The sequence below is a fragment of the Roseateles depolymerans genome (genome assembly GCF_003387155.1).
Lineage (GTDB): Bacteria > Pseudomonadota > Gammaproteobacteria > Burkholderiales > Burkholderiaceae_C > Roseateles > Roseateles depolymerans.
In genome coordinates this window covers 1,286,433-1,307,169 of record NZ_QUMT01000002.1, presented here as the reverse complement: position 1 = coordinate 1,307,169, position 20,737 = coordinate 1,286,433, and the positions used below count along the sequence as shown (strand labels likewise).

At 66.1% G+C, this 20,737-nt stretch carries 18 protein-coding genes and 1 tRNA gene; 11 read left to right on the top strand and 8 right to left on the bottom strand.

The annotated features are described in order from the left end of the window. Positions 1-165: 165 nt before the first annotated feature. Both DES44_RS13600 and DES44_RS13595 read right to left on the bottom strand, forming a co-directional pair. The gene (locus tag DES44_RS13600; RefSeq protein WP_375137520.1) at positions 166-918 is read right to left on the bottom strand and encodes a 2OG-Fe dioxygenase family protein; all 753 of its coding nucleotides are present in this window, start codon (positions 916-918) and stop codon (positions 166-168) included. A gap of 176 nt (positions 919-1,094) precedes the next feature. Next, entirely contained in the window at positions 1,095-2,132 is a 1,038-nt protein-coding gene (locus DES44_RS13595; RefSeq protein WP_058935408.1) for a CDP-6-deoxy-delta-3,4-glucoseen reductase, read from the bottom strand. Positions 2,133-2,398: 266 nt separating this feature from the next. Here DES44_RS13595 and DES44_RS13590 point away from each other — a divergent pair, with 266 nt between their 5' ends. Further along, on the top strand, positions 2,399-3,325 hold the full coding sequence (locus DES44_RS13590) for an NAD-dependent epimerase/dehydratase family protein (protein ID WP_058935407.1): 927 nt from the start codon (positions 2,399-2,401) through the stop codon (positions 3,323-3,325). A 144-nt stretch (positions 3,326-3,469) separates the two neighbouring features. Here DES44_RS13590 and DES44_RS13585 read toward each other — a convergent pair whose 3' ends face one another. Together DES44_RS13585 and DES44_RS13580 are read right to left on the bottom strand one after the other, a co-directional pair. Continuing rightward, entirely contained in the window at positions 3,470-4,054 is a 585-nt protein-coding gene (locus DES44_RS13585; protein WP_058935406.1) for a rhomboid family intramembrane serine protease, read from the bottom strand. A 356-nt stretch (positions 4,055-4,410) separates the two neighbouring features. Then, a tRNA-Leu gene (locus DES44_RS13580) sits at positions 4,411-4,495 on the bottom strand. A gap of 63 nt (positions 4,496-4,558) precedes the next feature. Here DES44_RS13580 and cysM point away from each other — a divergent pair. The 3 genes from cysM to DES44_RS13565 are packed head-to-tail and all read left to right on the top strand — an operon-like array spanning position 4,559 to position 6,279. Next, entirely contained in the window at positions 4,559-5,488 is a 930-nt protein-coding gene (gene cysM, locus DES44_RS13575; RefSeq protein WP_058935405.1) for a cysteine synthase CysM, read from the top strand. Between the two features lie 6 nt (positions 5,489-5,494). Beyond that, positions 5,495-6,022, top strand: a complete 528-nt coding sequence (locus DES44_RS13570; protein ID WP_058935404.1) for an NUDIX hydrolase — start codon at positions 5,495-5,497, stop codon at positions 6,020-6,022. 26 nt (positions 6,023-6,048) lie between these two features. After that, positions 6,049-6,279 (top strand): sulfurtransferase TusA family protein, encoded by a 231-nt coding sequence (locus DES44_RS13565; RefSeq protein ID WP_058935403.1) that lies wholly within the window; start codon positions 6,049-6,051, stop codon positions 6,277-6,279. Positions 6,280-6,436: 157 nt separating this feature from the next. Here the strand turns inward: DES44_RS13565 and galU are convergent, their stop codons facing one another. Beyond that, the gene (galU, locus tag DES44_RS13560; protein ID WP_058935402.1) at positions 6,437-7,306 is read right to left on the bottom strand and encodes a UTP--glucose-1-phosphate uridylyltransferase GalU; all 870 of its coding nucleotides are present in this window, start codon (positions 7,304-7,306) and stop codon (positions 6,437-6,439) included. A gap of 84 nt (positions 7,307-7,390) precedes the next feature. Between galU and DES44_RS13555 the strand changes: the two genes are divergently transcribed. Further along, positions 7,391-8,365 (top strand): NAD(P)-dependent oxidoreductase, encoded by a 975-nt coding sequence (locus DES44_RS13555; protein ID WP_058935401.1) that lies wholly within the window; start codon positions 7,391-7,393, stop codon positions 8,363-8,365. On the opposite strand, the gene DES44_RS13550 is transcribed toward DES44_RS13555, so the two are convergent. Then, the gene (locus DES44_RS13550; protein WP_058935400.1) at positions 8,307-11,165 is read right to left on the bottom strand and encodes a valine--tRNA ligase; all 2,859 of its coding nucleotides are present in this window, start codon (positions 11,163-11,165) and stop codon (positions 8,307-8,309) included. The genes DES44_RS13555 and DES44_RS13550 overlap by 59 nt on opposite strands. Before the next feature lie 327 nt (positions 11,166-11,492). Between DES44_RS13550 and DES44_RS13545 the strand changes: the two genes are divergently transcribed. From DES44_RS13545 to DES44_RS13525, 5 genes are all read left to right on the top strand, one after another. Further along, a complete protein-coding gene (locus DES44_RS13545) occupies positions 11,493-12,161 on the top strand; it encodes a hypothetical protein (RefSeq protein ID WP_147307086.1) in 669 nt (222 codons plus the stop codon). 1 nt (position 12,162) lies between these two features. Continuing rightward, entirely contained in the window at positions 12,163-12,543 is a 381-nt protein-coding gene (locus DES44_RS13540) for a 4Fe-4S dicluster domain-containing protein (protein ID WP_116001556.1), read from the top strand. A gap of 142 nt (positions 12,544-12,685) precedes the next feature. Beyond that, positions 12,686-13,408 (top strand): response regulator transcription factor, encoded by a 723-nt coding sequence (locus DES44_RS13535; RefSeq protein WP_058935398.1) that lies wholly within the window; start codon positions 12,686-12,688, stop codon positions 13,406-13,408. Next, complete coding sequence (locus DES44_RS13530) at positions 13,405-14,766, top strand: sensor histidine kinase (RefSeq protein ID WP_083525633.1); 1,362 nt, start codon at positions 13,405-13,407, stop codon at positions 14,764-14,766. Before DES44_RS13535 ends, DES44_RS13530 begins: the two co-directional genes overlap by 4 nt. 165 nt (positions 14,767-14,931) lie before the next feature. Next, on the top strand, positions 14,932-15,318 hold the full coding sequence (locus DES44_RS13525; RefSeq protein WP_147307085.1) for a hypothetical protein: 387 nt from the start codon (positions 14,932-14,934) through the stop codon (positions 15,316-15,318). Positions 15,319-15,557: 239 nt separating this feature from the next. Here DES44_RS13525 and DES44_RS13520 read toward each other — a convergent pair whose 3' ends face one another. After that, complete coding sequence (locus DES44_RS13520; RefSeq protein ID WP_058935395.1) at positions 15,558-16,535, bottom strand: GMP reductase; 978 nt, start codon at positions 16,533-16,535, stop codon at positions 15,558-15,560. Positions 16,536-16,768: 233 nt separating this feature from the next. Between DES44_RS13520 and DES44_RS13515 the strand changes: the two genes are divergently transcribed. Next, the gene (locus DES44_RS13515) at positions 16,769-17,890 is read left to right on the top strand and encodes a beta-ketoacyl-ACP synthase III (RefSeq protein ID WP_058935394.1); all 1,122 of its coding nucleotides are present in this window, start codon (positions 16,769-16,771) and stop codon (positions 17,888-17,890) included. Between the two features lie 18 nt (positions 17,891-17,908). Here DES44_RS13515 and DES44_RS13510 read toward each other — a convergent pair whose 3' ends face one another. Continuing rightward, positions 17,909-20,422: a penicillin-binding protein 1A gene (locus DES44_RS13510; RefSeq protein ID WP_083525632.1), complete on the bottom strand. Its 2,514-nt coding sequence runs from the start codon at positions 20,420-20,422 to the stop codon at positions 17,909-17,911. Between the last annotated feature and the right edge of the window lie 315 nt (positions 20,423-20,737).

The following is a 20,737-nucleotide window of genomic DNA, read 5'->3' as shown; positions in this document are numbered from 1 at the left end:
CCCGCCCGCTCCGCGGGCTCCTCCTCTTACTTCCGGGAAAGGCCTCCCCGCCTTCCCGATCCCCCCACCGAGGACTTCGATCCAGGCGCAAGTTCAGACACCGAGCTTTTGGTGAGGGCGAGGTCCCTTGGTCAAAGGGGCTCGTCGAGCGCGCTTTTTGCGCGGTCAGGGGCCCATGAAGGAGTCTGCACGCAGCGTCACCACCAAGGTGTCACGGTGCCCCGCATGGTGCGGATCGATGGGCTGGATCGGCGTCGTTTCGTGGATGACCCGCTCATCATCGAGCAGCAACAGCGTCCATGGCTCCATCATCGTGAAGCGCTGTCCCCGCGGACCATCCGCTTCGAAGACGCGCGACTCACCACCCTTGATGCCCGAGCGGGCCAGCATGAACACCGCCACCAGGTCGACGCCGTCACGGTGCGCACCCTCAGGCGTCGGACGGCCAATGCCGCCCGCCGTGTCAATGCGGAACTGGTGCGCTTCCACAAACCACGGACGCGTGCCCTTGAGACGGTCCGCCACACTGGCCAAACCCAGCAGCAGTCGCGGCCAGATCGGCAGGTCAATCGCCGCCGGGGACATCGGCTCGAACATGCGTTCAATGCCACCGTGCAGCGCGTTGTAGTCCAGCGGCTGCCAGTGCGCACGGTGCGGCGCCAGTCGCACCGCCGGATCCGCCTGTGCGTCCACCACAAAACTGCTGTGGCGTCGGAAACGGTAACGGCCCCCATCACGCAAATAAGCGTCCGGAGGAAGGTCGTTCCAGTAGGTCTGCAACTGCCGCAAGTCGTTGGCCTGGCAGTGCAACCAATGCGTCAGACTCTCCGGAGCAATGACCGTATGACCCAGGTCCGAAAGCTGTTGCTCGAACTGGGCAGCACTGGAGTAGGGCGGCGGAAAATGCTTCATGTCCATCAGTATGGACCGGCTGGCCGCGTCCGGCACGTCCCCCAACACCAGTGGGGATGTGTGTGTGCGGCCAGCAGGTGCGCGATGTCAGGCCCTACGTCAGAACCGATGTCAGGCGGGAGTTGGGCGGAACGCGAGGCGCGATGTCGGACCGGATTTCAGGCCCGATATCAGGCTGGATGTCAGCCTTGGTGCTTGTCCGCTTCGGAGGTGAAGGCGTCCGCGTAAAACTCCTCCGGCGGCAGGCCGCATTGCGCCGCGAAGTCGCGCTGGGCCGACTCGACCATGATCGGCGCGCCGCAGGCGTAGACCTGGTGACGCGACAGGTCCGGGAAGTCCGTCATGACCACCTGGTGGACGAAGCCGGTGCGGCCCGTCCAGGCGTCGTCCGGCTTGGCCTCGGAGAGCACCGGCACATAGGTCAGGCTGGGCATGGCTGCGGCCGCTTGCTCGGCCCAGTCGTGCAGGTAGAGGTCGGCACGGGCGCGGGCGCCCCAGTAGAGATGGACAGGGCGGGTGATGCCTTCGTCCTGCAGGCGCTCGATGATGGCCTTGATCGGCGCAAAGCCGGTGCCGGATGCCAGCAGGACAATGGGCTTGTCGCTGTCCTCGCGCAGGAAGAAGCTGCCGAAGGGGCCTTCCATGCGGAGGATGTCTTTTTCCTTCAGCGCGCCAAAGACGTGGTCGGTGAACTTGCCGCCCGGCATGTGGCGGATGTGCAGTTCAATGGCCGGCGGCGTGCCCAGGCGGCTCGGCGCATTGGCCATGGAGTAGCTGCGGCGCGCACCGTCACGCAGGATGAATTCGACGTACTGGCCCGCGCGGTATTGCAGTTGCTGGTTGGCAGGCAGCTGCAGCTTGATGACCGCGACGTCCGCCGCCGGCTTGTCGATGGCCAGCACGCGGCTGGGCAGCTTGAGAACCGGGAACTCGCCCGCGCCCGGCACGGTGCGGGCCTCAAGGGTGCAGTCGGTGTGCGGGCGCGCGCAGCAGGTCAGCACAAAACCCTGCGCCTCTTCGTCCGCCGACAGCGCCTTGCTCTGGTGCTCGCCATGCGTGACATTGCCCTCCACCAGCTTGCTCTTGCAGGAGCCGCAGGCGCCGTCCTTGCAGCCATAAGGCAGGCCAATGCCCTGGCGGATGGCGGCGCCGAGCAAGGTTTCGTCATCATCGACGGAGTAGACGCGGCCGCTGGGCAGGACGGTGACCTGGAAACTCATGATGGCTTGGCAAAAACTGAAATGAAGAGAGACACCGGGCACCAGGGCCGCGGCCAATCCGACATTTTGCCTGATGACCCGATGACCGGGCGGGCAGGGGTGTTCCAGCAGCATCGCTTTGAGGGGCGGGTGATCAGTACCGTGGAGTCGGCGGGCTGGGGCGTTTCTCTGCCGCGCTGATCGTTGCCCTCTCGCGCTCATTGGCGCTCCTTCACGCTCCTTGGCGCTCTTACACTTCCGGCTCGTCACCCACGCGCCATCGCTTCATGGTCTCCAACTTCTCTCGCCAGTCCCGCCAGCGCCGCGAGCGCCTGTTGATCGTCGGATGCGGTGATGTGGGCCAACGCGTGCTGAGGCTGCTCAAGGGGCGCTGGACCGTCTACGCGCTGACCAGCCAGCCCGCCCGCACCGCTGAATTGCGCGCCCTGGGCGCGATCCCGCTGGTGGGCAACCTGGACGATTCGCACACCCTCGCGCGACTGGCCGGCCTGGCCGACCGTGTGCTGCATCTCGCCCCTCCGCCGTCGCAAGGGCATCACGATCCGCGCACTCGTCATCTGCTGGAAGCCCTGTCGCGGCACGGGCAGCCGCTGCACCTGGTCTATGCCAGCACTACCGGCGTCTATGGCGACTGTGGCGGCGCGCGCTTCGATGAGACGCGGGCCGTCAACCCGCGCAATGACCGCGCCTGGCGCCGGGTGGATGCGGAGGAGCAACTGCGAGCCTGGGGACGCCGGACCGGCTGTGCCGTCACGGTGCTGCGAGTGCCCGGTATCTATGCCCTGGACCGTGAAGGCGGCGATCCGCGCGACCGCGTGGCTCGCGGCATGCCGGTGCTGCAGCACGAGGACGATGTCTACACCAACCACATCCATGCCGACGATTTGGCACGGGCTTGCCTGCTGGCGCTGCTCAAAGGCCGCCCGCAGCGCATCCTCCATGCCAGCGACAGCAGCGAGATGCGGATGGGAGACTACTACACGATGGTGGCCGAGATGGCCGGGTTGCCACTGCCCCAACGCATTCGTCGGGACCAGGCCGCAGCGCACTTCTCACCGATGCAGATGAGCTTTCTCGGGGAGTCGCGACGGCTGATCAACCGGCGGTTGCTCAAGGAGCTGGGGCTGAAACTGCGCTATCCCACGCCCCGCGAGGCGCTGGCGGAGGGGCTGACGCGTCAGACTGGCGGATGACAGACCGGGCCTGGCCCGGTGATGGAGTGCGATGGGGAGTGCGAGGAGTGCGATGGCGCGCACGGCTGATCGAGCAGAGCAGCACGCGCCCTATACAGCCGGCCGGCAGCGGGCGTGAACACGCCGCCTGCCGACACAGCCCGATCAGCGACCGCGACCGCCGCGCCAGTGGTTGATCATGACCCACGCGCCCAGCATGCCGCCCAGGTGCGCAAAGTGCGCGATGCCGGTGGAGCCGGTGATGCCCAGCAGCAGTTCCAGCGCGCCGAAGATGGCGACCGCAAACTTGGCCTTCATGGGAATCGGCGGGAACAGCGGCATGATCGTCCGGTCCGGGAACATCCAGCCAAAAGCTAGCAGCAGGCCGAATAGCCCGCCGGAGATGCCCACCGTCGGCGCCATCGTGCCCACCACCAGCGTGAACACCAACTGGGCAATGGCCGCCGTCAGAATGCTGGCCGCCAGCAGTTGCACATAACGCTTGCCGCCCCAGACTGTCTCCAGTTCCGAGCCGAACATCCAAAGGCCCAGCATGTTGAAGAACAGGTGCAGCACGTCGCCGTGCAGGAAGGCGTAGGTAAGCGGCTGCCAGAAGTTGAACAGCCCGGTGTTCAGGGGCCACAGGGCCAGCGCATTTTGCAAAGGCGCCAGCGGGAACAGGATGAAGAAGCAGAACAGGCCGATGCAAAACAGCATCAGCGTTCTGGTGACCGGAGGAATGAATGGCATTGGTCCGATGGCTCCTGCGTCTGGAGAAATCCGAAACACAGTGTAGCCGCGACCTTGTCTCCCCCGCGCGCTCCCTGGGCGCAGATCAGCCAGACCCTCCTGCGGTGCAACGGGACGCCTGCTTCGGAAAGCCGGCGGACGACTGGTGGCCCAGAAGAGGGGAACGGGAAAGAGAGGGGGGAGAGACGAGAGGGGAGAGCAGAATGGATCAGGGGAGATCCGTGGAACGACGCGACCCCACAAGGTGGGCGGCACAGCGGTCTGGCCTGGGTCGTCTCTAGCTCGTTGTTTGGCTCGTTACTGAGCTCGCTTCTGGAGCTCGTTTTAGCCTGTTTCTGAGGTCGCAGCTAAGTGCTTGGTGCCCGGAGTCGGACTCGAACCGACACACCTTGCGGCGGGGGATTTTGAGTCCCCTGCGTCTACCGATTTCGCCATCCGGGCGACGTCAGAAAAGAAAGCCATTATGCCATGCAAAGCCATGGTCTCACTGAGAGAATGCGGCCCATGAGTGACGCACCTGCTTTCGAGGGACCCAGCTACCCAACGCTGGAGGATGTGATCGGCAATACGCCGATGGTTCGGCTTCAGCGCGTGCTGGGCCCGGAACTGGCCGCGCGTGGCAACGTACTGCTGGCCAAGCTGGAAGGCAACAACCCGGCCGGCTCAGTGAAGGACCGCCCCGCCATCAGCATGATCCGCCGCGCCGAAGAGCGCGGTGAGATCAAACCCGGCGACACCCTGATCGAAGCCACTTCCGGCAACACCGGCATCGCCCTGGCCATGGCCGCCGCCATCCGCGGCTACCGCATGGTGCTGATCATGCCGGAGGACCTGTCCATCGAGCGGGCCCAGACCATGAAGGCCTTCGGCGCCGAGCTGATCCTGACCCCCCGTTCGGGCGGCATGGAATACGCCCGCGACCTGGCCGAGCAGATGCAGCGCGACGGAAAAGGCCGGGTGCTCGACCAGTTCGCCAACAGCGACAACCCGCGCATCCATTACGAGACCACCGGCCCGGAAATCTGGCGGGACACCCAGGGCCGCATCACCCACTTCGTCAGCGCCATGGGCACCACCGGCACCATCACCGGCACCTCGCGCTTCCTGAAGGAACAAAACAGCGAGGTGCGCATCATCGGCGCACAGCCCGCCGAAGGCTCCCGCATCCCCGGCATCCGCAAGTGGCCGCAGGCCTACCTCCCCAAAATCTACCGCCCCGAGACGGTGGATGAGCTGGTGCTGGTCAGCCAGTCCGATGCGGAAGACATGGCCCGTCGCCTCGCCCGCGAGGAAGGTCTGTTCGCCGGCATCTCGGCCGCAGGCGCCTGCTGGGTGGCGCTGCAGACCGCGCGTCACGTGACCAACGCCACCATCGTGTTCGTGGTGTGCGATCGCGGTGATCGTTATCTCTCGACCGGCGTGTTTCCCGCCTGACCGCCCATGACCTTCCGCTTCTGCCCTCAATGCGCCACCGAGTTGCAATGGATCGAGTTGCAGGAGGACGGCGGCCCCAAGAGCCGTCTGCGCTGCCCGGCCTGCGACTTCACCCACTGGAACAACCCCACGCCGGTGCTGGCGGCGGTTGTGGAGTGTGTGGACCAGCAAGGGCAGGTGCTGCTGGCCCGCAACGCCGCCTGGCCGATGCCGTTCTACGGTCTGATCACCGGCTTCATGGAGGCCGGCGAAACCCCGGAGGAGGGCATCCGCCGCGAAGTGCTGGAGGAAACCTCCCTTGAGGCGCTGGGCTGCTCGCTGATCGGGGTGTACGACTTTCAGAAGAAGAATCAGGTGATCATCGCCTATCACGTCCCCGCCCGTGGGACGGTGAAGCTGTCCCCCGAACTGGTGGACTACACGCTCACCCCGCCCGCGCAACTCGAGTGCTGGCCCGCAGGCACGGGGCATGCGCTGGCAGACTGGTTGCGAAGCCGTGGCATCGAGCCGCGCTGGATGCCACCCCGGTCGTAAAATCGCGCTTCGACAAGGACTGATCCATGGACACCATCCACAAGGAACTCGACACGCGCGGCCTGAACTGCCCGCTGCCCATCCTCAAGGCCAAGAAGGCCCTGGCCGAGATGGAAAGCGGCCAGCTGCTCAAGGTGGTCGCCACCGACCCCGGATCCAACCGCGACTTCCAGGCCTTCGCCCGTCAGACCGGTAATGAGCTGGTGACCCAGACGACCGAAGGCGAGGAGTTCATTCACGTGCTGCGACGTCGCTGAAGCGGCGCTCCTCAAACAGCGCACTTCCGGCAGCGCATCTTCGACACCGTGCCATCGCCGGCCAGATCCGCCGACCTGTGTTGCGGCAAGAATGACAAAGGCCACGCAGTGCGTGGCCTTTTTCCATGTCACCGGCCCGTCACGGGCCATGGCAACTTCAGATCTCCAGTGCCTTCAGGTATTCGCGGAAGGTCGCGCCCAGCTCCGGGTGGTCCAGGGCCAGCTCGACGTTGGCCTGCAGGAAACCTTCCTTGCTGCCGCAGTCGTAGCGCTTGCCTTCATAACGATAGGCAAACACCTTTTCGCGGCGCATCAGCGCGGCGATGCCGTCCGTCAGCTGGATCTCACCGCCCACGCCGCGCGGCTGCGTGGCGATCTCGCGGAAGACGCCCGGCGTCAGGATGTAGCGGCCGGCCACGCCCAGGCGCGACGGTGCATCTTCCGGAGCCGGCTTTTCGACCATGTGCGTCAGGTCCATCAGGCGGTCGCTGATGGGCGAGCCGGCCACGATGCCGTAGCGCTTGGTCTGCTCGGCCGGCACTTCCTGCACGGCCAGGATGGACGCCTGCCATTCGGAGAACTGGTCCACCATCTGCTTGAGCACCGGCGGCTTGCCGACCATCAGGTCGTCCGCCAGCAGCACCGCAAACGGCTCGTTCACCACCACGCACTGCGCGCAGAGCACCGCGTGGCCCAGGCCCAGGGCCTTGGGTTGACGGATGTAGATGCACTCCATGTCGTCCGGCTTGATGGACCGGACCAGGGACAGCAGTTCACGCTTGTTGGCGTTTTCAAGCTCGGTTTCCAGCTCGAAGGCCGTGTCGAAGTGATCGGGAATGGCGCGCTTGTTGCGGCCGTTCACGAAGATCATCTGACGGATGCCCGCGGCGTAGGCTTCTTCCACCGCATATTGGATCAGTGGCTTGTCCACCACCGGCAACATCTCCTTGGGCTGGGCCTTGGTGGCGGGCAGAAAGCGCGTCCCCAAACCTGCGACGGGAAAGATTGCCTTGTTGATCAGGGCCATTTACGTAAACTCCCACGGTTGTTGCGCTGGCATTGTTGCATGGCAGCATTGCAAGAAAGTCAAACAAACATCTCCAAACCCCTCATGTCAGTGCTCATCCTGGAACCGCTGGAAGCAGACATCCTGGAATGGCTGGCGGAGCGCCATCCGCTCCAGATTGCCCCGGAACTGGCAGCGGATCCGGTGGCATTAAGAGATCAGGTCCGGCTGGCCCAGGCAATTCTCTTGCCCGCCTCCGTCGCCCTGGATCTGCCGCTCATTCAACATGCCCCCCGTCTACGGGCTGTGGGCCGCATCAACGCGGGCGCAGAAAACATCGACACGGAAGCGTGTCGAGTTGCAAACATCGAGGTCGTGCGTGCGCCAACGGCCACCGCATCGGCGGAAGCCGAATTCATCATCGGGGCCTTGCTCGCCTTGTTGCGCCGCGTACCAATCGAAACACTTGATGGCTCGCTGGTAGGCCGGGAGCTTGGCTGCGCCACGGTCGGGCTGGTGGGGCTGGGGGCGTCGGCCCGTCAACTGGCCACGGTCCTCCCCATCTTTGGTGCGCGGGTGATCGGTTATGACCCAGGCCTGCACCATGCTGATCCGCTCTGGGCGCAGTGGGGCATCGAGCCTTACGGCCTGCGGGAGCTGATGCAGGCGTCCGATGCGGTGAGCGTGCAGCTGGGCTACTTCCCCCGCTACCGCGGCCTGATCGGCGAGCGGGTGCTGGGCTATTGCAAGCCGGAGCAGGTGCTGGTGTCGACCTCGCACTCGGCCCTGTTCGACGAACAGGCGCTGGCGGATGCCCTCAACGGGGGCCGCCTGCTGGCGGCCTGGCTGGACCTGGTGGAGCCGGGGCTGCTGGAGCCCGGGCGTCCGCTGCACGGCGTGCCTGGCTTGCAGGTCACGCCGCGCCTGGCGGCCACGACGCGGGAGTCCCGCATGCGGGCCGCCTGGAGCGTGGCACGGCGGATCTCGGAGATCCTGTCCGTGCCCACCACCCAGCCGGAGTTCAGGCCGACGCTGCCAGACGCGCCGCTTGATCTTGCAACCGAGCCAAGGTGGCGCTGAAGTCGGCGATGCGCTGACGTTCCTGCTCCACCACCGCAGCCGGGGCGCGGGCGACGAAGCTTTCGTTGCTCAGCTTGCCTTCGGCCTTGGTGATCTCGCCCTGCAGACGTGCGATCTCCTTGGCGATGCGGGCCTGCTCGGCCGCCACATCCACTTCCACCTTCAGCGCCAGGCGCGCTTGGCCGTGCACCAGCACCGGTGAGGTGGCGCTGGCCTGGTCGAACGCGGCTTCGTCGTCCATCAGCTCGACCTTTTCCAGCTTGGCCAGCGTGCGCAGCAACGGGGCGGCCTCACGCAGGAAGTCGAGCTGGCCGGTGGCCAGCAGCGGCACACGGTCCGACGGGCTCAGGCCCATTTCGCCGCGCAGGCTGCGGCAGGTGCCCACCACCGACTTGAGCTGCTCCACCCAGGCGATGGCCTTGGCGTCGATGCGGTCGGGGGCGGCCACCGGGTAGGCGGCGGTCACCAGGTAGTCGGTCTGCTTGCGGCCGGCGATGGGGGCCACCGTCTGCCACAGTTCCTCGGTGATGAAGGGGGCGATGGGGTGCAGCAGGCGCAGCACCGTCTCCAGCACGCGGATCAGCGTGCGGCGGGTGCCGCGCTGGGCCGCTTCGTTGCCCTCGGCCTGGGCCGTCTGCAGCTGGACCTTGGAGATCTCCAGGTACCAGTCGCAATACTCGTCCCACACAAAGGAATAGATGGCATTGGCCACCAGGTCCAGGCGGTAGTCCGCAAAGCCCTGGGCGACCACCTGTTCCACCTTCTGCAGCTCACTGACGATCCAGCGGTCCGCCTGGCTGAATTGCAGGTAGCCATGGGCCGCGCCGCCCGGCGCGCATTGCTCCTTGGTGTGCTCCATCAGGCCGCAGTCCTGGCCCTGGGTATTGGTCAGCACGAACTTGGTGGCGTTCCAGAGCTTGTTGCAGAAGTTGCGGTAGCCCTCGCAGCGCTTGCTGTCGAAGTTGACGCTGCGGCCCAGCGTGGCCATGGCGGCGAAGGTGAAGCGCAGGGCGTCGGCCCCGTAGCCGGGGATGCCTTCCGGGAATTCCTTCTCGGTGGCCTTGCGGACCTTGGGCGCGGTCTCCGGGCGACGCAGGCCCTGGGTGCGCTTGTCCAGCAGCGCGGGCAGGTCGATGCCGTCGATCAGGTCCACCGGGTCCAGCACATTGCCTTCGGACTTGCTCATCTTCTTGCCCTGCGCATCCAGCACCAGGCCGTGGATGTAGACATGGCGGAAGGGCACCTTGCCGGTGAAGTGCTTCGTCATCATGATCATCCGGGCGACCCAGAAGAAGATGATGTCGTAGCCGGTCACCAGCACGGAAGACGGCAGGAAAAGGTCCTGCTCGATGGTTTTCTCCGGCCAACCCAGGGTGGAGAAGGGCACCAGGGCGGAGGAGTACCAGGTGTCCAGCACGTCGTCGTCGCGCTTGAGCGGTCCGGTGTAGCCGGCGGCGGCGGCCTTGGCGCGGGCTTCGTCCTCGTCGTGGGCCACGAAGATCTGGCCAGACTCGCCAAACCAGGCGGGAATCTGGTGACCCCACCACAGCTGGCGCGAGATGCACCAGTCCTGGATGTTGTTCATCCACTGGTTGTAGGTGTTGACCCAGTTCTCCGGCACGAAGCGCACTTCGCCGTCGGCCACCACGTCGATGGCCTTCTGCGCGATGCTCTTGCCATCCGCGCCAGGCTTGCTCATGGCCACGAACCACTGGTCCGTCAGCATCGGCTCCACCACCTGGCCGGTGCGGGTGCAGCGGGGCACCATCAGCTTGTGCTTCTTGGTCTCCACCAGCAGGCCCTGGGCCTCCAGCTCGGCCACCAACTGCTTGCGGGCCACGAAGCGGTCCAGGCCGCGGTAGGCCGCTGGGATCTCGGGCAGCGTGTCCACCACCGTCGCGTCCAGCGTGAAGATGGTGATCATCGGCAGCTTGTGGCGCAGGCCGACCTGGTAGTCGTTGGGGTCGTGGGCCGGGGTGACCTTGACCACGCCGGTGCCGAAGGTCTTGTCCACGTAGTCGTCCGCGATGACCGGCACCAGGCGACCGGTGATGGGCAGGCGGACCTGGCGGCCGATCAGGTGGCGGTAGCGCTCGTCCTCCGGATGCACCATGACGGCGGTGTCGCCCAGCATGGTTTCGGGACGGGTGGTGGCCACGACCAGCGATTCATCGCTGTCCACCACGCTGTAGCGGATGTGCCAGAGGAAGCCGTCTTCTTCTTCGCTCTCCACTTCCAGGTCGGACACGGCCGACTTGAGCACCGGGTCCCAGGGCACCAGGCGCTTGCCGCGGTAGATCAGGCCTTCTTCATAGAGCTTGACGAAGGTGTCCACCACCACCTTGGACAGCTTGTCGTCCATGGTGAAGTATTCGTGCTCCCAGGAGACCGAGTCGCCCATGCGGCGCATCTGCTGGGTGATGGTGCTGCCCGACTGCTGCTTCCATTCCCAGACGCGGGCCACGAAGTTCTTGCGGCCCAGGTCATGGCGGCTTTGGCCCTGGCCCTGCAGCTGGCGTTCCACCACGATCTGCGTGGCGATGCCGGCGTGGTCGGTGCCAGGCACCCACAGCGTGTTGTGGCCGCGCATGCGGTGGTAGCGCGTCAACGAGTCCATGATGGTCTGGTTGAACGCATGGCCCATGTGCAGCGTGCCGGTGACGTTGGGCGGCGGCAGTTGGACACAGAAGGATTCGCGGGCAGGGTCCAGCGTGGGCTTGTAGAGGCCCTTGGACTCCCACAGGGGTCCCCAATGGGCTTCCAGGGCGGCGGGTTCGAAGGACTTCGCGAGTTCGGTCATGAGGCCTGGCGCCTGCCAGCAGGGGCAGGCGGACGTGAAAGTGAGGAATTCGGGTGGACCGCCATTGTAGAGGGCAGGGCGGTGACGCCGGGCCTGCCACGGGCACCGCAACGGGGGCTCGATGGGGGCCCCCACACGGGGAGTGGGCATACGGGGCGCACGTGACGCATGTGACGCACTGGGGGGGCATGAGGGGACAGCGCACCCGCCACGAAACAAAACGAAAAACAGCGATACCGCGCTGAGATGCCCCCAGCGGCGGCGAAGGGAATGATGCAGACATGTTTTCACCGCCCGGACACCCGGGCTTTACCGAGGAATCCCACCATGCATCTGTTTCGTCGCTGGAGCCGTCACCATGAACATCACCGTCACCCCCACGGCTTTGATGGCCGCTTCGATCCTTTCGGCGCTCACGCTCACGCTGGTGCCTACGGCCCCCTGCCGGCCGGCGGCTGGCCTTTCTCAAGTTTCCCAAGCTTCTCAGGCTTCGGACCCTGGGCTGCGCACGGCCATGGCCACGCAGGCGGATTGGGGCCGCGCCATGGGCGAGGCGGCCACGCGGGTCGCTGGCCCGGCTTCGGTGCAGGCCTGGGCCTGGGGGCCGATGGGCGACGCGGTGAGCGCCTGCAGGCCCGCATCAGCGCCTTCCTGGACCTGAGCGAGAGCCAGCAGGCAGCGCTGGCCCAGGTGCTGGACCAGTTCCGCAGCCGTCGCCGCGCGCTTCGCGGGCTGATGAGCGGCTCCGACGTTGGCCGTCTGGTGGAGGCCGACACCTTCGCCCGGGACGCGGCCCAGCAGTTGCTGGAGGCCCAGATCGAGGCGCTGCGCGCCGGCGTGCCGGCCCTGGTGCAGGCTTTCGGGGATTTCTTCGATGCCCTGGACTTCGACCAGCAGCAGGCCCTGCGCTTCATGATGCGGCGCCTGCGCCGCCGGGCAGGATCCCCCGCGCCGCACCCCGATGCGGACGACGCCACGCCGATGGGACCGTTCTGAGATGAGCGCGCTGAAATCCGGAGGACAGCCGCGCCGGCCGTCCGGCGTCAGTGCGCTGCTGGCGGGGGACGGCTGTCGCCAGCCGCCGGGGCGGCTGGTCCCGCTCATCGACCGCAACCGCTGTGAAGGCAAGGGCGACTGCGTGGCGGTCTGCCCCCATGATGTCTTCGAGATCGGTGTGCTGCCCCGGGAGGAGCGGTCGCACCTGCGACTGGTCGGCAAGCTCAAGGGCATGGCGCATGGGTGGCGACAGGCCTTCACCCCGCAAGCGGACGCCTGCCGGGCCTGCGGGCATTGCGTGACGGCCTGCCCGGAACGCGCCATCACCCTGGTGCGACGCGAGCCGCGGGCGGCCGGGGAACCCTGGTCGCCACCGCTGTAGGTCCGCTTCCGACTTGACCTGACTGAATCCGACCCGGCCAGATCCGACCCCTCCCGCTCGCCCGGCCGACGCCCGCCCGATCCCGCCCGATCCCGCCAATGGGGGCCACCCGCCCCATCATGCCGGGCACAATGGATAGACGATGCACCGATTGCTGCTGATCGACGACGACGAGGCCCTGTCCGGGCCTCTGACCCAATACCTGGCCCGCTTCGACTTCGCGCTCAGCGCGGTCACGCGGCCGAGCCTGGCCCTTCAGCGGCTGGCCTCGGAGGCCTTTGATGCCATCATCCTGGACGGCATGCTGCCCGAGATGGATGGCTTTGCGTTCTGCCGCCAGATCCGCGCCAGCCAGGACCCCTGGCGGGAGATTCCCATCCTGATGCTCACTGCCCGGGGCGACCTGACCGACCGTGTGGTGGGTCTGGAGCTGGGCGCTGACGACTACCTGGCCAAACCCTTCGAGCCGCGGGAACTGGCCGCGCGGTTGCAAACCATCCTGCGGCGTACGCGGCGGGCGCCGACGGGGGCGGTTCCGGCGTCGGCTTCGCCGGCCACGCCAGGCCTGATGCGCTTTGAAGGTCTGGACATCGATGCCACGAGGCGCGAGGTGCGGACCCACCAGGGCGTGGTGGACCTGACCAGCACCGAATATGAGCTGCTGGCCCTGCTGGCCCGGGAGCCGGGACGCGTCTTCACCCGGGATGAAATCCTCAACCGGCTGCGAGGTCAGGAAGCGGATCTCTACACCCGTGCGGTGGACATCCTGGTGAGCCGGCTGCGCAAGAAGCTCGAGCCCGTGGAGCCGGTCAAGACGCTGCGCAATGCGGGCTATTGTTTTGCGCTGCCGGAGCGGGTGTCATGAAACCGGGGCCTGGAGTGAACCCGGCGCCGGTCCCTCCCGACGGTCCTCCGGGGCCGGGGGGCGACGGCAGTGGCGGTGGCGGTGGCGGTGACGCGCAGCATGCGGCCGGACGCGCGCGCCTTCAGCCACCGGTGTCGGGGCGCGAGCGTCGTCGGCTGGAGCGCGAGGCGCGGGAGGCACGCCAGCATGCACGGCGGGTTCGAGCGGAGCGGATGCGCCAGATGGCCTGGATGGCGCGCATGGGCCATCTGGACGACTGGGACGCCAGGCGCCAGGCCTGGGGCCCAGAGGGCATGCCGCCGGACTGGGGGCCAGGGGCCGAGGCCGCCCGGAGAAACTGGCGCTGGCACCTGCGGGCTCGGCACCGCTGGCACCAGCGATGGCATCACCGCTGGCACCGCGAACACGCGCGTTTCAATCACTCGCTCGGTGCGCGGCTGATTGCGGTCTTCGTGGTGCTGGCGCTGGTCAGCAGCCTGGTGGTGTGGGGCGTCATCAGCCAGGGCATGGGGCCGCTGGCCGCAGTGTTGGTGCTGATGCTGCTGACCTGGGTGGCCTACGCCATCATCCGGCACATCGTCCGGCCGATCAGTGCCCTGGCCGCGGGCGCCGAAGCCTTCGGCCGGGGGGATTTGCACCACCGGGTGCCGGTGATCCATCGCGACGAGATCGGCGACCTGGCGATGCGCTTCAACCAGATGGCGGACGACATCCAGGCCATGCTGGACGGCAAGCGCGCGCTGTTGCTGGCCATCAGCCATGAACTTCGCAGTCCGCTCACCCGTGCGCGACTGCATGCGGAGCTGGTGGAGGAGGGCGCCTCCAAGACGTCCCTGCTGCAGGAACTCGCGCAGATGCGCGACCTGATTTCTGCGCTGCTGGAGAGCGAACGACTGGACCGCGGGCACACGGCGCTGCAGGTGTCGCCCTGCGATCTGGCGGGCCTGGTGCAGGAGCAGGCCCAGCCGGGCGTGGCACTGCAGATCGAGCCAGGCCTGCCGGCGTTGCCGGTGGACCGCATGCGGATCCAGCTGCTGCTGCGCAACCTGGTGCACAACGCGCTTCGGCACAACGACCCCGATCGCGGGCCGGTGGTGGTGACGCTCGAGGCAGCGGCCCCGGGCAGCGCCGCCCAGCGTCTGGTCGTGCGGGACCACGGGCCGGGCGTCTCCCCGGAAGCGCTGCCGCAACTGGGCCAGCCCTTCTTCCGCCCGGATGAGGCACGCACCCGTGCCGAAGGCGGTGTGGGCCTGGGGTTGTCGCTGTGCCGACTGGTCGCGCAGGCGCATGGCAGCGAGCTGGTGCTGCGTAATGTCACGCCGGGTTTCGAGGCCTCGGTGACGCTGTCCGCGCGGTGAGCAGGGAACTGCACCGACTGACTCAAGGCATCTTGGCCAAGACGACTGCACATCTGTGCAGGTGATGCCCCGCGGGCTCTTCGATAGAGTCAGTCGCAGTTGTACTGACCGTCGCGAGGCCGCACCATGGGGTGGTTCTGCATCTTCATTCTGGTTCCCATCTTGATGCCGATGATGTTGCTCGGGCTGTATTGCCTTGCACCCGTTCAGCATGAGGCCGGAACCAAGCTGATCCAGCAGGTCAAGGATGGTCAGCTCTCCTGGCCAGCTTGCGCGTTCTGTGCGTCCGCCTTGTATGAACTTGCGGAGTCCGCTGACATGGTGAACCGCGGCAGTGCCAACTGGCTTCAGGGAGCAATCACCTGCCTGCTGCTGGTCTCTACGCTCGTGGCGCTGTTGAGCGTCGTGTTTCCGACCACCCTGCCTGAGCCCAAAGGCTGTGTGCCCATTTTCCACTTCAAGATGTTGCTGGGTTCCGTCGTGATGGTGAGCTTGTCGGCTTCCATCTACACCTGGCTTCATTTCTCCGTCACCGTTTCATCACTCTACTGAGGAGATCTCATGAGTCCGACCCTTCCTCCCGCCGACCGTGATCCAAACCTTCGAAAGCGCGATCTGGCCCTGAACATCTTGATGGCTGCAGCGGTCATTGACGCGTTGGTGATCTACGCCCTCCTGTGGTCGCTGACGCCTCGGTGAAGACCCCGCAGAACGCAAAACGGGGCGCAGTGTGACCTGCGCCCCGTTGACCATCTCGGCTTGCCCGTTTGGACCGGCCGATGCGATGAGCCTCACATGAAAAGGTGCTCGCCCGCGTTTTCCCCGCCCAGCACCACATAGTTGACCTTGCGCAGGTCCCCCAGTGCCGTGCCGCCGGAATACGAGATGGAGCTTTGCAGGTCCTCTTCCATTTCCCGCAGCGTGTCCGGCAGTTTGCCCTTCACCGGCTCCAGGATGCGTTTGCCTTCCACATGCTTGTATTCGCCCTTGTTGAAGTCGGACGCGGAGCCGTAGTACTCCTTGTAGAGCTTGCCATCCATCTCCACCGTCTTGCCCGGCGACTCTTCATGGCCGGCGAACAAGGAGCCCACCATCACCATCGAGGCACCAAAGCGCACGCTCTTGGCAATGTCCCCGTGATGGCGAATGCCGCCGTCCGCAATGATCGGCTTGGTGGCCACCCGCGCGCACCACTTCAGCGCCGACAACTGCCAGCCGCCGGTTCCGAACCCGGTCTTCAGGCGGGTGATGCACACCTTGCCCGGGCCAATGCCCACCTTGGTGGCATCTGCGCCCCAGTTCTCCAGGTCGATCACGCCCTCCGGCGTGCCCACGTTGCCGGCGATCACAAAGGTCTCAGGCAGCTTGTGCTTGATGTGGGCGATCATCCGCTGCACGCTGTCCGCATGGCCGTGAGCGATGTCGATGGTGATGTAGTCCGCGCCAAGGCCTTCAGCCGCCAACTGGTCCACCAGGGCGTAGTCCGCAGCCTTCACGCCAGCGCTGATGGAGACAAAAAGACCCTTCTCACGCATGTGGCGGGCATAGGCCACCGCATCCAGGTCAAATCGGTGCATCACGTAGAAGTAGCCGTTGGCCGCCAGCCATTCGGTGATGGATTCATCCACCACGGTTTTCATGTTGGCCGGCACGACGGGGAGCTTGAAGCGCCGCGGGCCGAACTCCACCGAGGCGTCGCATTCACTGCGGCTCTCAACCCGGCACTTGCGGGGCAGCAGCAGGATGTTGTCGTAGTCAAAGATTTCCATGGTCCAAAGTCGCAAATTCGGGATGCGTTGATGCAGTGCATGCCCTGAGCTGCGAGCGCTTGACTTGGGACCGGAACACCGACCCCAAGATTTGGGCCCGGTGACCCATTCTACGCATCCCGGGGTGCCCTTGTTTCGTTGCGGTGCAACATGCACCGGGCCGGGGCGATCAGCGACCTTCGTTAAAATCGTTCGCCTTGGGCTCCGAAAGGGCCGACATCACAACCGTCACCATGTACACCGTCGTCATCAGCGGTACCGGCCTGTATCAGCCGCCCCACGTCATCACCAACGCCGAACTGGTGGAGTCCTTCAACCGCTATGTGGACCTGCAGAACGCGCAGCATGCCGAGGCCATCGCCGCCGGCACGCGCGAGCCGCTGGCCCACTCCAGCGTCGAATTCATCGAGAAAGCCTCCGGCATCAAGCAGCGCTATGTGATCGAGAAGGAAGGCGTGCTGGACCCCGCCCGCATGTATCCCCGTTTCGAGGAACGGGCCGATGACCAGCTGTCCCTGATGGCTGAAATCGCCGTCGATGCCGCGCGCAAGGCGCTGGCCGCCGCCGGTCGCAAGCCGGAAGAGGTGGATGCCGTCTTCTGCGCCGCCTCCAACATGCAGCGCGCCTATCCCGCCATGGCGGTGGAGATCCAGGCCGCGCTGGGCGCAGGCGGATATGGCTTCGACATGAACGTCGCATGTTCCTCCGCCACCTTCGCGCTGGAACAGGCCTACAACGCCGTGCGGTCCGGCGCCTCGAAATGCGTGCTGGTGGTCAACCCCGAAATCACCTCCGCCCACCTGGAGTGGAAGGACCGGGACTGCCATTTCATCTTCGGTGATGTGTGCACGGCGGTGGTGGTGGAACGCGCCGACACGGCGGTCAGCACCGACCAGTGGGAAATCCTGGGGACGCACCTGGCCACCCAGTTCTCCAACAACATCCGCAACAACTTCGGCTTCACCAACAAGGCCGAAGACAGCGACCCGGACGCCCGCGACAAGACCTTCCGCCAGGAAGGCCGCAAGGTGTTCAAGGAAGTGGTGCCGATTGCCGCAGCCCACATCGAGAACCACCTGGCCACCCAGCACATCCTGCCGACCGATGTCAGCCGCTACTGGCTGCACCAGGCCAACCTGGGCATGAACCAGCTGGTGATCAAGAAACTGGTGGGCGGAGAGGCCGGCGCGCAGATCGCGCCGCTGATCCTGGACACCTACGCCAACACCGCGTCCGCCGGTTCCATCATCGCCTTCCACGAGCACCGGGCCGACCTGCGCTCGGGCGACCTGGGCGTGATCTGCTCCTTCGGCGCTGGTTATTCGGTGGGCAGCGTCATCGTCAAGAAGCGCTGACAGGGAAGGGGGCGGCCCTCAACCGCCCCGATCCCCCGCCCACCAGGAGTTCGGCACCCCGGACGACGACCGCGCCGGGGGCACCGGGACCGCCGACGCCGCCCCCGGCATCAGCACGCCCGACGCCGCTCCAGACGCCGGCACCGCCGGCAGCAGGGCGCCCGTGGCCGGATCGGAGGTCATCTCCGTCATCGGCCCCAGGGTCTTCAGCCAGGTGTCGGCGGCAAATTCCTGGAAGACCCAATCCGGCCCGTTCGGGCCTTCGATCTGCACCACGCTGCCGTCGGTGGGCGGCTGGATCTCCGAGGTCGGTACGCCCTTGAGGGCCACCTGCATGTAGTCGATCCAGGCGGGCAGGGCGATGCCGCCCCCGGTTTCCCGGTCGCCCAGGCTGCGCGGCTGGTCATAACCGATCCACACCACGGTGGCCACCTTGCGCTGGAAACCGGCGAACCAGGCATCGACGGCATCGTTGGTGGTGCCGGTCTTGCCGTAGAGGTCATAACGCTTGAGTGCCGCACTGGCGCGATACGCCGTGCCGCGCACCGCCACCTCATGCAGCAAGGTGCTGGTGATGAAGGCATTGCGCTCGCTGATGGCGCGGCGGTCCTCGGTCAGCTTCTCCGGTTCGGCCTGGAACAGCACCTGGTTCTGCGCATTGGTGATCTTGGTGATCAGCAGCGGCTTGAGCAGGTAGCCCCCGTTGGCAAACACCGAATAGCCGCTGGCCATCTGCAGCGGCGTCACCGCACCGGAGCCCAGGGCCAGCGTCAGGTTGGCGGGCTGACGGTCCACGTCGATGCCGAACTTGCCAGCCCAGGCGCGGCCGCGTTCCGGGCTCAATTGTTCCAGCAGGCGGATGGTGACCATGTTCTTGGACTTGGCCAGCGCCTGCCGCAAGGTGATCGGCCCGTCGTACTGACCGTCCGAATTGCGGGGGGACCAGTCGCCGATGGTGATCGGCGCATCGTCCACCAAGGTGGCGGGGCTGGCGCCCATCTCCATGGCGCCCGAATACAGATAGGGCTTGAAGCTCGAGCCCGGCTGACGCCAGGCCTGGGTGGCATGGTTGAACTGGTTGCGTGCAAAGTCAAAACCGCCCACCAGCGCCAGCACACGGCCGGTTTCCGGTTCCACCGACACCAGGGCCCCTTCGGCTTCCGGCGGCTGCGTCACCGCCCAGGCGCCCTTGGGGAACTCCTTGGTGGGCGCCCCCTTGAGCACGCGGATGATGGCGCCTCGCTGGATGCGCAGATTCGGCTTGGCCTTCTCCGACAGGGCCGACAACACGCTGCGGATGCCATCGCCCTTGAGGTCGATGTCTTCGCCGTCCTGCAAGGTGGCGCGGATGCGGTTGCTGGTGACCTCGGTGACGACGGCGGCGCGCAGGTCGTCATTGTCCGGATGGTCGGCCAGGGCCTGGGTGACGGCATTGTCCAGCTCGGTATCGCTCAGGTCCGTCGGCAGGTCGATCGTGTCTTCCGGACCGCGCCAGGGTTTGCGGCGTTCATAGTCGAGCAGGGTGCGACGCAGCGCCTTGTAGGCCGCCACCTGGTTGTCCATGTGGATGGTGGTGGTGACACTGATGCCGCGGCTGTAGGCGTCCTCGCCATACTGGGCATGCACCACCTGGCGGACCATCTCCGCCGCGTACTGGCCGTAGGGGAGACGCTGTTCCTGCACGGTGCGCAGCTGCAGTTTTTCATCGCGGGCGGCCTGGGCCTGTTCGGGCGTGAGCAGACCGACATCCTGCATGCGGCCCAGCACCACCAGCTGGCGGCGCTTGGCCGCCTTGAAATTGCTGATCGGATTGGCCCGGTACGGGTTCTGCGGCAGGCCGGCCAGCATGGCGATCTCCGCGGTGGACAGCGCCTTGAGCGGCTTGCCGAAATACGCTTCCGCCGCCGCCTCAAATCCATAGGCACGCTGACCCAGATAGATCTGGTTCATGTAGATCTCCAGGATCTTGTCCTTGGAGAGCTGGCTTTCCATCTTCAGCGCCAGCAGGATTTCGACGAACTTGCGGGTGTAGAGCTTGCGCTTGGTCAGGTAGAAGTCGCGTGCCAGCTGCTGGGTGATGGTGGACGCGCCCTGGCTGCGGGAGGAGGAGAACAGGTTGACGCCAAACGCGCGGATCATGCCCGGGATGTAGACGCCCTGGTGCTCGTAGAAATTGGTGTCCTCCACCGCCAGCAGGGCCTGCTGCATCTGCTTCGGGATTTGCTCCAGGGGCAGGTAGTGCCGGCGCTCCGTGCCGTATTCCGCCAGCAGTTCGCCTTCGGCGGAGTAAACGCGAAGTGGCTGCTTGGGCTGGTAGTCCACCAGCCGCGACAAGTCCGGCAGCCCCGGCCAGACAATGGCGGCGGCACCGGCCACGATCAGCACCAGCGACAGCATGGCCGCACCGCCCCACACCAGCACCCGTTTCCAGGTGGGCAACTGCGCCAGCGAGGCCCGCACCGGAGCGGTCCTGGCCCAGAGGGCCCGCAGGAAATCCAGCAGTTGGCGAACGATTTTTTGTAGAAGCTGCATGCGGCTGGCACGAATCAAGAGTCGGGGGATTATCCTCAGTCCCCGCCCGATCTCCCCCCGGGGATGCAGGCGGACACGAACTCCATACAAATTCAGAACAAATGTCCGATTTCTTGCACTGGCGCCGACCCGGGGATGGGTCCTCGGTCGCGGCCCACACGCCGGCACCGGCAGGACGCGCCGATGCGCGGCGATGCGTTCCGTCCCTGGCGCCGTCCCTGTCTCCCGCCCGACATGAGACCTTGCGGCCCGCCCGGCGAGTGGGGCCAAACGGCAATCGGCGATCCATGCCTGGCGCGTGCGGCGTAGAGGATG

Excerpts from the sequence above, each read along its gene's own strand:
- DES44_RS13570 (WP_058935404.1), top strand. The coding sequence starts at position 5,495 with ATGACCTTCCGCTTCTGCCCTCAATGCGCCACCGAGTTGCAATGGATC.
- DES44_RS13550 (WP_058935400.1), bottom strand. The coding sequence starts at position 11,165 with ATGACCGAACTCGCGAAGTCCTTCGAACCCGCCGCCCTGGAAGCCCAT.
- galU (WP_058935402.1), bottom strand. The coding sequence starts at position 7,306 with ATGGCCCTGATCAACAAGGCAATCTTTCCCGTCGCAGGTTTGGGGACG.
- DES44_RS13535 (WP_058935398.1), top strand. The coding sequence starts at position 12,686 with ATGCACCGATTGCTGCTGATCGACGACGACGAGGCCCTGTCCGGGCCT.
- DES44_RS13595 (WP_058935408.1), bottom strand. The coding sequence starts at position 2,132 with ATGAGTTTCCAGGTCACCGTCCTGCCCAGCGGCCGCGTCTACTCCGTC.
- DES44_RS13565 (WP_058935403.1), top strand. The coding sequence starts at position 6,049 with ATGGACACCATCCACAAGGAACTCGACACGCGCGGCCTGAACTGCCCG.
- DES44_RS13510 (WP_083525632.1), bottom strand. The coding sequence starts at position 20,422 with ATGCAGCTTCTACAAAAAATCGTTCGCCAACTGCTGGATTTCCTGCGG.
- DES44_RS13530 (WP_083525633.1), top strand. The coding sequence starts at position 13,405 with ATGAAACCGGGGCCTGGAGTGAACCCGGCGCCGGTCCCTCCCGACGGT.
- cysM (WP_058935405.1), top strand. The coding sequence starts at position 4,559 with ATGAGTGACGCACCTGCTTTCGAGGGACCCAGCTACCCAACGCTGGAG.
- DES44_RS13525 (WP_147307085.1), top strand. The coding sequence starts at position 14,932 with ATGCCGATGATGTTGCTCGGGCTGTATTGCCTTGCACCCGTTCAGCAT.
- DES44_RS13520 (WP_058935395.1), bottom strand. The coding sequence starts at position 16,535 with ATGGAAATCTTTGACTACGACAACATCCTGCTGCTGCCCCGCAAGTGC.
- DES44_RS13555 (WP_058935401.1), top strand. The coding sequence starts at position 7,391 with ATGTCAGTGCTCATCCTGGAACCGCTGGAAGCAGACATCCTGGAATGG.
- DES44_RS13590 (WP_058935407.1), top strand. The coding sequence starts at position 2,399 with ATGGTCTCCAACTTCTCTCGCCAGTCCCGCCAGCGCCGCGAGCGCCTG.
- DES44_RS13540 (WP_116001556.1), top strand. The coding sequence starts at position 12,163 with ATGAGCGCGCTGAAATCCGGAGGACAGCCGCGCCGGCCGTCCGGCGTC.
- DES44_RS13515 (WP_058935394.1), top strand. The coding sequence starts at position 16,769 with ATGTACACCGTCGTCATCAGCGGTACCGGCCTGTATCAGCCGCCCCAC.
- DES44_RS13545 (WP_147307086.1), top strand. The coding sequence starts at position 11,493 with ATGCATCTGTTTCGTCGCTGGAGCCGTCACCATGAACATCACCGTCAC.
- DES44_RS13600 (WP_375137520.1), bottom strand. The coding sequence starts at position 918 with ATGGACATGAAGCATTTTCCGCCGCCCTACTCCAGTGCTGCCCAGTTC.
- DES44_RS13585 (WP_058935406.1), bottom strand. The coding sequence starts at position 4,054 with ATGCCATTCATTCCTCCGGTCACCAGAACGCTGATGCTGTTTTGCATC.